The organism is Streptomyces sp. NPDC001480, assembly GCF_042894725.1.
In the GTDB taxonomy this organism is placed as follows: Bacteria; Actinomycetota; Actinomycetes; order Streptomycetales; family Streptomycetaceae; genus Streptomyces.
In genome coordinates this window covers 97,754-109,836 of the sequence record NZ_JBIAVX010000021.1, presented here as the reverse complement: position 1 = coordinate 109,836, position 12,083 = coordinate 97,754, and the positions used below count along the sequence as shown (strand labels likewise).

9 protein-coding genes and 2 pseudogenes are annotated in these 12,083 nt (G+C 70.5%); 3 read left to right on the top strand and 8 right to left on the bottom strand.

From position 1 onward, the window contains the following. The first annotated feature begins 155 nt into the window (after positions 1-155). Positions 156-734: a GNAT family N-acetyltransferase gene (locus ACFY01_RS39020; RefSeq protein WP_390740525.1), complete on the top strand. Its 579-nt coding sequence runs from the start codon at positions 156-158 to the stop codon at positions 732-734. A gap of 20 nt (positions 735-754) precedes the next feature. Here ACFY01_RS39020 and ACFY01_RS39015 read toward each other — a convergent pair whose 3' ends face one another. The 5 genes and pseudogenes from ACFY01_RS39015 to ACFY01_RS38995 all read right to left on the bottom strand — a co-directional run bounded on the left by ACFY01_RS39015 (position 755) and on the right by ACFY01_RS38995 (position 6,569). Further along, positions 755-1,006, bottom strand: a complete 252-nt coding sequence (locus ACFY01_RS39015) for a hypothetical protein (RefSeq protein ID WP_390740524.1) — start codon at positions 1,004-1,006, stop codon at positions 755-757. 17 nt (positions 1,007-1,023) lie between these two features. Further along, positions 1,024-1,797 carry a hypothetical protein gene (locus ACFY01_RS39010; RefSeq protein WP_390740523.1) on the bottom strand — a complete coding sequence of 258 codons (774 nt, stop codon included), beginning with the start codon at positions 1,795-1,797 and terminating at the stop codon, positions 1,024-1,026. A 999-nt stretch (positions 1,798-2,796) separates the two neighbouring features. After that, positions 2,797-4,063 (bottom strand): annotated as a pseudogene (locus ACFY01_RS39005) (IS701 family transposase). A gap of 644 nt (positions 4,064-4,707) precedes the next feature. Further along, entirely contained in the window at positions 4,708-5,817 is a 1,110-nt protein-coding gene (menC, locus tag ACFY01_RS39000) for an o-succinylbenzoate synthase (RefSeq protein ID WP_390740522.1), read from the bottom strand. After that, entirely contained in the window at positions 5,814-6,569 is a 756-nt protein-coding gene (locus tag ACFY01_RS38995) for a chorismate synthase (protein ID WP_390740521.1), read from the bottom strand. The genes menC and ACFY01_RS38995 overlap by 4 nt, the downstream gene beginning before the upstream one ends. A gap of 103 nt (positions 6,570-6,672) precedes the next feature. Here ACFY01_RS38995 and ACFY01_RS38990 point away from each other — a divergent pair, with 103 nt between their 5' ends. After that, a complete protein-coding gene (locus ACFY01_RS38990; protein WP_390740520.1) occupies positions 6,673-8,226 on the top strand; it encodes a PucR family transcriptional regulator in 1,554 nt (517 codons plus the stop codon). On the opposite strand, the gene dapE is transcribed toward ACFY01_RS38990, so the two are convergent. The 3 genes and pseudogenes from dapE to ACFY01_RS38975 form a co-directional block, all read right to left on the bottom strand. After that, positions 8,207-9,265 carry a succinyl-diaminopimelate desuccinylase gene (gene dapE, locus ACFY01_RS38985; RefSeq protein ID WP_390740519.1) on the bottom strand — a complete coding sequence of 353 codons (1,059 nt, stop codon included), beginning with the start codon at positions 9,263-9,265 and terminating at the stop codon, positions 8,207-8,209. The two genes, ACFY01_RS38990 and dapE, sit on opposite strands and share 20 nt — an antisense overlap. Then, complete coding sequence (locus ACFY01_RS38980; RefSeq protein WP_390740548.1) at positions 9,262-10,713, bottom strand: amino acid permease; 1,452 nt, start codon at positions 10,711-10,713, stop codon at positions 9,262-9,264. Before ACFY01_RS38980 ends, dapE begins: the two co-directional genes overlap by 4 nt. A gap of 276 nt (positions 10,714-10,989) precedes the next feature. Further along, positions 10,990-11,247: pseudogene (locus tag ACFY01_RS38975) on the bottom strand (restriction endonuclease); the annotation flags it as partial. Between ACFY01_RS38975 and ACFY01_RS38970 the strand changes: the two are divergent. Further along, on the top strand, positions 11,186-11,383 hold the full coding sequence (locus ACFY01_RS38970; RefSeq protein WP_390740551.1) for a hypothetical protein: 198 nt from the start codon (positions 11,186-11,188) through the stop codon (positions 11,381-11,383). The pseudogene ACFY01_RS38975 and the gene ACFY01_RS38970 overlap by 62 nt on opposite strands. The last annotated feature ends 700 nt before the right edge of the window (positions 11,384-12,083 follow it).

The window sequence follows — 12,083 nt, the reverse complement described above, 5'->3', positions numbered from 1 at the left end:
GTTGTTCACGAGTTTTGACGGCGTGGAGGGTGTCGTGTGTCTGTGGCCAGAGTATCCGTGCGTTGTCTGACGCAGCTGAGGCGTAGACGGCGAAACCGGGCCATGGAGCTTTCTGGCTCTGGAGTTCGACTCCCTGGCAGGGCAAGATCGGGCACATGTCCAGCCGAGATGAGATCGTTCTGCCGCCAAGCATTCGGTTATCAGGAGACGGGATACTGCTGCGAGAGTGGGCTGAGTCCGACCTGTCCGCGTTGGTTGAGCTTTATGATGATCCCGAGATCGACCGCTGGACTCCGGTGCCCTCTCCGTTTGACTCCAGGGCGGCGCGTGAGTACCTGACCAAGGCTCGCGAAGGCCGCGAGGAAGGGCGCAAGAAGGCGCAATTGGTGATCACTACCGACGGTGAGCAGCCGCGCGGTGAGGTCCTCTTCTTTCGCAGCGAGATCGACGCGCGGGACGTCGAGCTCGCTTATGGCGTCGGCAGCCAACATCGGCGGCAGGGCCTGGCCTCACGAGCTGTCAAGTTGATGGTTGGCTACGCCTGTCGCCAGCTGGACGCAAGGCGCGTGCTGCTGCGCATCGAAACGGGGAACTCCCCGAGCGTGGCTGTCGCTCGCGCAACTGGCTTTCAGCTCACCGACGACGATCCCATCACGCGCGAGGCTAAGGGCCGTCAGGTGACATTGCTTACCTGGTGTTATCAGAACGGCGGAGCAGATTCCCTCTCGACTTGAGCGGCTGGGGCGCCTCGTCTTCAGCCCGCCTCGGCTTGTTCAGCACGTGCCCGGGTGCTGGCAAGTCGGTGGTCACCGCCGCTGGCGCGGCGACGTCGGAGCAACTGGTCATAGGGCGTCACCGAGGGCAGCGGCCTGGTGTCCGGCGGCAGGTGGTGCAGCTTCCACTCGTGCAGGAACGTCGCCGTCGCCGTCGCCTGCCCGGACGGTGCGGACGGCGACGCTGACGTCGGCTGTTCGTCCTCGCTCTGGGCGGCCTTGCGGGCCTCCAAAGCGACCGCATCCGCGGTCAGGGGCCCCGGCCCGCAGAGCGATCGCGAGGCCGGCGACTACGTGCTCGTGCGCGATGTGCCGGCCCAGCAGCAGTACCTCGATCAGGGCACGGGTGCCCTCCGTATCGCCATGAGCTTTGACGGCTGCGGCTCAGCCCCAGCACCTGGGCGACGGCGGCCTTCAAGTTGTCGTAGCGGACCTTGCTGCGAGGGACACCGCCCAGCGTCCGCAGCGCGTGCACGTGACCTTCGAAGAAGGCTTCCTGGCCGCAAGAGGCAAAGACGCGGTGCACGGCCTTGCCCGAGTACGACAGCCGGAAGGAGAACAGGTAACAGGTGACCAGTTCGCCGGCGAGCCGCACGCTCACGTCGCCGAAGTCGACCTCGGCCTCTATGCCGGGTGGGTGGGTCTGCGGGACGAACGCCTCGATGGGGGCCTTGCCCGACTCCACCAGGATCTGTGGCTTCCGGTCCGCGACGTAGCGGCGGACCATCGGGTAGGACACAGCGGCGCCGTGCTCTTCGACCAGGCGGTGGAAGAGCCTAGTGACCGTGTGCCGCTGCTTGCGCGGTGCGTCAAGGTCCACCCGCAGGATCCCGTCGATCACCTCCTTGTACGGATACAAGGCCGAATGCCGCGGCGGTAGCTTCTTCCTGGGCTCCGGCCAGACCGAGTCCACCGCCTTGCGGACCGTCCGCCACGACACGTTGTACTTGCGCTCGATCTCCCTCATCGCCATGCCGTCGCGGTGGTCGCGCCGGATCGCGGCGTACAGCTCGACCTTCGACATCTGCGGCATGACCAGGGCCTTTCACCAGGAGCATCTCGATGCTGCCGTGGCAAGAACCCCACTGACTTCAAAACTCGGGCTCTGGCCCAACTTCTGTGAACCCACGTCACCCCGGTTCCTGTCCAGTTCGGGGTAAGTCGTTGACCTGCCGGTTTACCGGGACCAGCGCCCTCGGACGGCGAGTAGCGATTCAACTTCACAGAAGTTGGGCCAGAGCCAAAACTCGTGAACATCACCCGACCGTGGATCTGGGTGCCTCCCAAACCCGTGCACAACTGACGACGCAACTCGTGAACAAAGCCAGACCGCCTTGCCCGGCACCGTGCACCAGGACCAGCGCCGGCCGATCAACCTCGTCAGCCTCCAGAACATGCGTCCCCATGATCACAAGATCGCAGCCCCATAGGCGCCAGACCAGCCCCGGCCGCAGCCCGGCGAACATATCCGGGGTCAGAGCACTAGATTCAGGTGTCCAGCACCTATGGGGAGGAGGGCAAGGTCATGAAGGTCTTCGGTAAGGCTCGTCTTCGGTGGAACCCGGGCTTCTGGTGCGGATCTTCGATAGTCGCGGGCACGGTGCTCGTACCTACCTGGTTGTGGGGAGCGTTATCCGGTGGCCTTGACGTGGCGGAGACTTGCACTCTCGGGAAGGGACAACGCTTTGACGAGAGCTACCGGCAGGGGATTGGTCCGCAGCCCTCGGGGCCGTTCCCTTTGCATAACATGTGCAACGCCTCGTATGACCTAGTTCCAAGCTGGGTGAATCCGATGCTTGCCTGCCTGGCTGTCATCGTCACAGGGTCTCTGATCGCAACCGTCGTGACGGGCGTCGTTCAGCTCAGGCATGTGATCTCCGAGCGCCGAAGCGGCGAGAGGCCAACTGTCTAGTAGTGCTTGGTCAGGTGGATATCGGCTCTGGCATGTCGCGCTGACAGGTGGGGCAGGCGCCGGTCCAGACCGCGAGGAGTAACTGCAGTTCGCGGGCGACCTTGTAGAGGCTCAGGCCGGCGCCGTCCCTTTTGGGGACCGGGTGATGCGCTGGAGGGTGCAGAAGGCGTGTGCGACGGAGACCAGGGTGACGTGGTGGTGCCAGCCTCTCCAGGTGCGGCCTTCGAAGTGGGCAAGTCCCAGGGTCTGCTTCATCTCGCGGTAGTCGTGCTCGATGCGCCAGCGCAGTTTCGCGGTGCGCACGAGGGTGGCCAGCGGGGTGTCGGCGGGCAGGCTGGAGAGCCAGAACTGGACGGGTTCGGGCTGGTTGGCGGGCCATTCGGCCAGCAGCCAGGGCACCGGCAGTTCCGGGCCGTCGGCTGCTTTGCGGATCTCGCGTCCGGCGGGACGGATCCGCAGGGCCACGAACCGCGAGTACATGCGCTTCACCCCGCTGCGGCCGCTGCCGGGCCGGGATCCTTCCCGCCATTGCACCGGCCGGGCGGCCTGCTTACCGGCCTCGATGACCAGCTTCTTCACCGTCTGGGCCGCCTCGGGGTAGGTGGGCTGGGGCCTGGGGCCGCGGCCGCCGTAGGGCGGGGTGTGCGGCCGTGCCGTTTCCGGGTGGGCGGTGGTCGTGGTGGAGATGCCGACGGCGTAGGTGAGCCCGCGTTCTTCCAGGCCGAGGCGGAAGGCTGCGGTATCGCCGTAGCCGCCGTCGGCGACGACGAGCGGGACGTCGATGCCCCACGACCTGGTCTCGTCGATCATGTCCAGGGCCAGCTGCCACTTCTCGACATGGCCGACGTCGGCGGGGATGCCGCACGTGGTGTGGCGGGCCACCTTGCCCGGATCGATCGGCCTTGGGCGAGGCGGGATCCCAGCTCTCGGGCAGGAACAGACGGCAGTCGACAGCAGCCGACGCATCGTCGGAGGCCAGGTGCAGGGACACCCCGGCCTGGCAGTTGGTGACCTTGCCCGCGGTGCCGGTGTACTGCCTGGCCACGCACGCCGAGGCGTCCCCGTCCTTGAGGAAGCCGGTGTCATCCACGATCAGCCCGGTCGGTTTGATCACGTGCTGTATCCGCCAGGCGAGGCGGGCGCGGACATGCGCCGCGTCCCACGGGCTGGTGGTGATGAAGTTCGCCAGGGCCTGCCGGTTGCCGTCCTCACCCAGGCGGGCGGCCATCGGTTCCACCGGCTTGCGCCGCCCGTCCAGCAGCAGGCCCCGCAGATAGACCGTTCCCCACCGGCGTTGATCCGCCCGCGCGAACGGCTCGAACATCTCCGCCGCGAAGTCCTCCAGATCACACCGGACCGCGGCCAGCTCCCCACCCATCACAACAGGTCAACGGAACAAGCGATCAAACGGACACGCCACCGGCGAGTGGACCTGACCAGGCACTACTAGTGCTGCATTCCTCAAAGGAGGTACACATATCGGCGTCGTAGAGAGCGGGTTGGTGGTGCGGTTCGACCCCAGATCCAGGGACAGGCACGGGAGTTGAGCTGGTCGGTTGCGAGGGTCGTGGCCTGGGCGATGTCGTCGGGGGTGGCGAATGACCGCCCGGCGAGGGCGGCCTTGCGGAAGATGCCACCTGCACCACCTTCTCGGTGCCCCCCTATGTTTTAGAACCAGCCGACAGCAGCACCGTTGCCGGCAAGCGGACCCTGCACAAATGCATGGAATGGGGCCCCGAGAGCGCGGACACCGACCTGCTGGACACGGGTACACGGCCACCTTGCCCGCGACGAGCAAGGCTCGGTCCACTCGGTGAACCGCCGAAAGGCCGTCCCGCCCGACAGGCCGAAGCGCGCGACGCCCGGGGCCCGCCCCGACAGGGCAGGTGATGGAGGGTGCCGGCAGACATGAGCGATGTCGTGGACACGCGCGCCCCCCGTAGAAAGGTCCCAGTCGATGAACGCCGGAACTGTGAGCCGCGAGAGCACGGGATCGATCTGACGGGCCGCCTGGGCATCGCCTCATGCCGGGTACAGGGGCCGCCGCTCCCTGGTGAACCGGCGCAGGGCCCCGGGCAGCGGCTCCACGCCGATGCCGGGGGTGTCCGGGACCGGGAGATGGCCGCCGTCGAGGACGAACGGCTCGGTGATGTCCTCGGCGAAGTAGCGGGAGGAGGCGGAGGTGTCGCCGGGGAGGGTGAATCCGGGCAGGGCGGCCAGAGCGAGGTTGGGGGCGCGGCCGATGCCCGTCTCCAGCATGCCGCCGCACCACACCGGCACCCCGTGCGCCTGCGCCACGTCGTGGACGCGGCGGGCCTCCAGGTAGCCGCCGACCCTGGCCGGCTTAACGTTGACCACCCGGCAGGCGTCCATGGCGATCGCGGCGGCGGTGTCCCGTGCGTGGTGCAGGGACTCGTCCAGACAGACCGGGGTGCGCAGCCGCTTTTGCAGCTGGGCGTGGCCGTGCAGGTTGTTCTCCTCCAGCGGCTCCTCGATCAGCAGCAGCCCGTACTCGTCGAGCCGCCGCAGATGCTCCACGTCCGCGAGGGTGTAGGCCGTGTTCGCGTCGACCTGCAGGGGCAGCGCGGCGTCGAAGCGCTCGCGGACCGCGCGGACGGGCTCGACGTCCCAGCCCGGCTCGATCTTCAGCTTGATGCGGACGTAGCCCTCGGCGAGGTAGCGCTCGACGTCGTCCAGCAGCTCGGCAACGGAGTTCTTGATGCCGACGGAGACCCCGGCGGGCACTCGGTCCCGTACGGCGCCCAAGTAGGTGGCGAGCGGCATGCCGTAGGCCCGCAGCTCGGCGTCGAGTACCGCCGTCTCCAGGGCCGCCTTCGCCAGCTCGTGCCCCTTGACCTTCGCCAGCGCCGGGGCCAGTGCGGCCGTGGTGAGGTGCGGCAGGGCGGCCGCCCGGGGGAGCAGGAAGTCGCGCAGCACGATCTCGGCTCCGGCGACGAACTCCGAGCAGTACAGCGGCTCCGGGTCGGCGGCGAACTCCGACCAGCCCTCCGCCTCGTCGGTGACGACGTGCAGCAGGAAGGTGTCCTTCGTGGTCATCGTGCCGAAGGAGGTGCGGAAGGGGGTCACGAGCGGGATCGCGACGTGCACGATGTCGACGCGTTCGAGCTTCACGCCGCTGCCTCCTCGTGCGAGAGCGTGTACCAGCCGTCGCGGGACATCCCGGTGGCCCGGAACCCCTCCTGGAAGGCATCGAGGAACACCTCGCGCACGGCGTACCGCCAGCGCAGCGCCAGGGCGGGCTCCGCGGCGCGCAGCTTGACGACGTCGTCGGGGACGCGGCACCACAGGTGCCGGCCGTCCGGGTCCCGGCGGGCGAGCGGGCCGCCGTCCGGAGCCATGCGGACGACGGGCCCGTGGCTGTCGACGCCGGACGGCTCGCTCGGCGCGGTCAGATCCCAGGTCACCGTCAGCCGGTCGCTCTCGTCACCGTCGTTCACGCCGTCAGCCATGGGGCCGTAGAAGTCGACCAGGTATTCCGTGCCGACGGCACCCAGCTTGACCAGGTTGAAGCGGGCGTTGCGACCGACCAGCGGGTCGAACGTCCAGCGCATGGTGCGGGCGCCGAGCCCGGCCGCCCAGTCCCGCTGGGCCTGCTTCACCTGCCGTCCGAGCCCCCGGTCGGCAGCGGCGACCAGCGAGTACGTGCTGCGCTCGGGACCGGGCACGGCCACGGACGCCCCGGCGAGGCGCGGGCCGTCGTAGGCCGCGTGCACGGCACCCCCGGCATGCACCAGGCTGTGCAGGACCTCGGGCGGATAGGGCGGGGCGGTGCGGGGGGTCTGCCAGACGTCGCTGAAGTAGTCGGACACGGCCGCGAACCCCGTGACGTTGTGGACGGTACGGATGGTGACTCCTGCTGTCATGGCACGAGTGTCGCCAGGCGACGCACCCGCAGTGTTGTGGGAGCGGCCAACGGATGCGTACTGTCGTTTCACCATCAGCCAATCACCTCCCCAAGGACCCGCCATGGACGCCTGCACCCTCGGCGATCTTCTGGACGTCGTCGGCGGCCCCACCCTGCGCCTGCACACCGCCCGGGCCGGTTGCGGAGCGCCGGTCACCGAGGTCCTGCTCTACGACGGTCACACCCCGCTCCCTCGGCTGCCCGGAGCGCTGCTGTTGGCGGTCGGAACACGGGCGGCGGACGCGGGCCCGTTGCTGCGGGCGGCCGCGCAGGCGGAGCTGACCGGCGTGGTGGTGCGGGGGGCCGACGGCCCGGTCGCGGAGGCCGAGGACCACGGCGTGGCGCTGCTGTCGGTCGCCGAGGACGCCGCCTGGCACCATGTCCACCTGCTGCTGGCCTCCGCCATCGCCGCCCGGCCCGCCGCGGCCACCGCCGATCTGGGGCTCGGCGACCTGTTCGCGCTGGCCGACGCCATCGCCACGGCCACCGGCGGCGCCACCGCCATCGAGGACCCACGCCAGCGGATCCTCGCCTACTCGACCGTCTCCGGGCAGCCGGTGGACGAGGACCGCCGGCAGGGCATCCTCGGCCGCCAGGTGCCGGCCAGCGCGGACAACACCGAACAGTACCGGCGCCTGTTCGCCGCCGACCGGCCGCTGCGGCTGCCCGCGCTGACCGGCTCGGACCTGCCCCGGCTGGCGATGCCGGTACGGGCCGGCGGGGAGACGCTGGGCTCGGTGTGGGTGGTCGACGGCGGCTCGCTCGCGCCGGACGCGGAGGACACCCTTGCCCAGGGCGCCACCACGGCCGCGCTGCTCCTGCTGCGGGCGCGTGCCGCCCGGGAGCTGGCCCGGCACCGGGGTAGCGACCTGCTGCGCCGCCTGCTGGACGGCACGGCACCGGACCCGGCGACGGCCGCCGCCCGCCTGGGCGTCGGCGGGCCGGCCCGGGCGGCCGCGTTCGTCCTGGACTCCGCCGCGAGTGTCCCGGACGCCGAGCGCACCGCGCTGCGCCTGCTGGACGTCGTGCGCCTGCAGTGCGAGGCCCGCTACGGACGGCACGCGTGCGTGCTGCTCGACGGGGTGGTGTACGCCGTACTGCCCGGTCTTGGCGAACGGCACAGGAAGCTGGCCGAGGACATCGTGGCTCGGGCCGGGCAGGCGTTGCGCGTGCCGGTGCGGGCGGCGCTGGGCGAGGTCGTGCCGGGCGCGGCCGGGCTGCCCGGCTCGCGGGCGGACGCCGACCTGGTGCTGCGGGTGCTGGACGCCCGGCTGCCGGTGGCCACCGTGGACGAGGTCCGGCCCCGGGTCACGCTGCTGCGTCTGGCCGAAGTGATGCGCGAACACCGGGAGTTGAACGCGGGGGCGTGGCGGCGGGTGCTGGCGTACGACACCGAGCACGGCACGGAGTACGCCCGCACGCTGGTCTGCTGGTTCGACGCCGGTTGTGACATGGCGGGCGCGGCGCGACTCCTCGCCGTGCACCCCAACACCTGCCGCTACCGCCTCCGGCAGCTGCAGCAGCACGCCGGGGTCGACCTGGACGACCCCGACGAACGACTGCTGCTGTGGCTTCAGTTGAGGGCGCTCGCGGGGCTCAGCTCAGCCACGCCCTGAGCCTGCTCTCGCACCGCTCGAGATGTTCGACGGGGACGTGCTCCCCGGCCGTGTGGGCGAGCGACGGGTCCCCGGGGCCGTAGTTGAGTGCGGGCACGCCGAGCGCGGCGAAGCGGGCCACGTCCGTCCAGCCGAGCTTGGCCCTCGGCTCGGCGCCCAGCGCGCGGGCCAGCCCGCCGATCCGGTCCAGGTGGGGCGGGGCCCCGGGAACGACCTCGGTGACGCGGACCTCGTACTCCGGGAACAGTCCGCGCACGTACGCCTCCGCCTCCTCGACCGAACGGCTCGGTGCGAAGCGGCAGTTGACGGTGACGACGCACTCGTCGGGCACGACGTTCCCGGCGACCCCGGCCCGCACGGCGACCGCGCTCAGCCCCTCCCGGTACTCCAGCCCGTCGATCACCACCCGCTCGGGCGTGTGGTCGTCCAACCGCTGCAGCACCCGGGCTGCCTTGTGCGCGGCGTTCACCCCCTGCCAGGCGCGGGCGGTGTGCGCGCGGGCGCCCTCGACCACGATGTCGGCGGTCAGGGTGCCCTGGCAGCCGGCCTCGACGCCGGCGTCGGACGGTTCCATGAGGATCGCGAGGCCGGCGTCGGCGAGCAGGGCCGGGCGCTCGGCGCCGATGCGGGCGAGCCCGTTCCTGTCGCCCTCGACCTCCTCGCACTCGTAGAAGACGTACGTGACGTCGCGGACCGGCTCCAGGATCCCGGCGGCCAGCCGCAACGCCACGGCGACCCCGCCCTTCATGTCGCAGGCGCCGAGCCCGTGCACGCTGCCGTCGGCGAGCCGGGACGGCAGGTTTCCGGCGGCCGGGACGGTGTCCAAATGCCCGGCGATCAGTGCCCGTTCGGGGCGGCCGAGACCGGTGCGGGCGACGACGGAGTTGCCGACCCGCCCCACAGTGAGGTGGGGCAGCGCCCGCAGGGCCGCCTCCACGGCGTCCGCCAGTTCCGCCTCCCGGCCGCTCTCGGACGGCAGGTCGATCAGGGCGCGGGTGAGGGTGACCACGCCGGCGGTGAGGTCCAGGGAGTGGGTCATGCGAGGTCCTGCTGCCGGTCAAGCCTGGAGTGCCGGATGCCGTAGAGGCCGTAGAGCACGAGCCCGGCCGCCATCCACGCCCCGAACGCCGCCCAGGTGTCGGTGCCGAGGCTGCCCAGCATGTAGACGCAGAAGCCGACCCCGAGGAGCGGGGTGAACGGGGAGAACGGCACCCGGAAGGAGCGCGGGGCATCGGGGCTGCGCCGACGCAGCAGCACGACGGCCAGATTGACCAGCATGAACGCGAAGAGTGTGCCGATGCTGGTGGCATCGGCGAGGCTGCCGAGCGGGACGAGGGCGGCGAGGACGGCGATGAACGAGGAGACGATCACGGTGTTGGCGCGGGGCACACCGGTGCGCGGGTGGACGCGGGAGAACAGCGGGGGCACGAGGCCGTCCCGGGACATGGCGAACAGGATACGGATCTGCCCGTACTGCACGGTCAGCACCACGCTGGTGGTGGCGACCACGGCCCCGATGGACAGCAGGATCGGCCACAGGTTCCCACCGCCGACGGACCGCACCAGCACTTCGCTCAGCGTCGCCTCCGTCCCCGCGAACTGCTTCCAGGGCATCGCGCCGAGCGCGGCGACTGCGACGAGCACGTACAGGGCTGTGACGAGGACGAGGGACAGGATGATGGCGCGGGGCAGGTCCCGCTGCGGGTTTCGGGCCTCCTCGCCGGCCGTGGAGGCCGCGTCGAAGCCGATGTAGGAGAAGAAGAGGGAGGCCGCTCCGGAACTCATCCCGGCGGCGCCGAGAGGAAAGAGGGGATGGAAGTTCCCGGCCCGGAAGGCGGTGAACGCGACCGCGCAGAACAGCACGAGCGCGGCGATCTTGACGGCGACCATGACGGTGTTGGCGACGGCACTCTCCCTCGCGCCGCGCAGCAGCACCACCATCGCGAGGACGACGATGAGGGCGGCCGGAATGTTGAGCACGCCGCCCGTGCCGGGCGGGGCGCTCAGCGAGTCGGGAAGGGTCACGCCGAACACGAGACTCAGCAACTCGTTGACGTACTGCCCCCAGCCCACGGCGACGGCGGCCACCGACACCCCGTACTCCAGGATCAGACACCACCCGCACACCCAGGCGACCAGCTCCCCGAGGGTGGCGTAGGCGTAGCTGTAGGACGATCCGGAGCCGGGGATCATGCCTGCCAGCTCGGCGTACGACAGCGCCGAGAACAGGGCGGTGACTCCGGCGAGGACGAAGGAGACGACGATGGCGGGCCCCGCCTCGGGCACGGCCTGCCCGAGCACCACGAAGATGCCGGTGCCGAGGGTCGCCCCCACGCTGAGCAGGGTCAGCTGGGCGACGCCCATGGTCCGCTTCAGGGGGCTCGCCGCCGCTTCTCCGACCAGCGTCCCCATGGCCTGCCGCCGGGTGAGCCGGCCGGTACGTGTTCTCTCCTGTCCGGCCGATGGCCGGGTCCCCACACTTCCCATCACACCGCTCCTCCGCCTCCGGGTTTTGTCTGGCCCTTGATGATGCGGAGGGGCGAAGACCCACGGTTGTACGGATCGGCCAAAGGTGCGGCGAGCACATTGGGCAGAGGGCCAAAACAGCCCATCCGTCGGGCCCGGCAGCCGGCGCTGGCAAACGGCAGCGGTGCAAGGGCCGGTGCCGAAGACGGGGAGAGGTGCCCGGAGTGGGTCTTGGGCCCACTGGGCCAGGCGGTCTCTGTCCACCCAGCCGATGTGGTGACGCCGGCCCCACTCCTTGGCGTCGCGGGTGACAGGGCCGTTGGTGATCACGACGGCGGCGTGTGCGCCGTGGGCGGGCCCTGCTGTTCCCTTGAGCTGGTACATCACCTGAGAGCCGACGCGGGTGTGTTTGGCCTGGACGACCAGGCGTCCGATGACGTCCGCGCCCTGGTCGCCTGCACGGCCGACCTGCCGGGCCGTCCACCCGTCCCTGATGAGCAGATCACGCAGCGCGTACTCGAACTCCCGGTCACCCAGCGCGTCCAGGTCCGCCAAGGTCAGCCGCAGCCGGGCCAGGCGCTGGGCCTGCTCCCGCCGGCGGCGGCCCGCCTGCACCGCACGCCACAGCCCCCAGACCGCGAACATGGCCGCCGCCGCGGCGAGCAGCGGCCACCACCGCACTACCGCCTGACCGGCCGCTACCGCCGCTCGCGCCACCACCCATCCCACAGCCGCCGCCACCGTGCAGGCAGCCAGCTGCTCGGCCCGGCCGCGTGGGCAGCGCACCCGGAACGTGGTGCGGCCCATCAATGCCCCGCGGGGGCCGGCGTCGCTAGGGTGGCCGACGGCCCGGGCGCGGGTGTGCTGCCGGAAGCCGACGCGCCGAAGCCGAAGACCTGCCCCCATAACCAGACCACGGCGATCAGCCCGGCGATCAGTCAGCCGCTGAGTTTCTTGCCCTGCGGGCGCGGGTTGCGCCGCAGGTGCCGCCGAACGAAGTGGTACTCCTCAGGTGCCTTGTCCACCGCTTCCTCCTCCGGGTCATCGCGGGCCGTCAACCTCAGCTCTCTGACGAGGAATTGCTGTAGCAGCAGGCACCGACAAACCACCTAAAATGATCAATGCCCGGCACGGCGCCACCATCCAAATCCGCCAGCCGTCCGTCACCCGCCCCAGGAGCGATCGCCGATGCCGGTCACACCGGGCGGCCACCCTGCCCACCAGAGGAACACTTCCACGCCGGCCACAGACGCCGCTCGCAGCCAGCCCGCCGGCAAGCCCCGCCCCTCGCCACAGGCTCCTGTTCCCCGGCCGCCTCTCTGCAGCCCGTCAGTAACCCCAACTACCCCAGTTACACCGCTCGATTGACAGACCCATCACGGCCGCGAGGC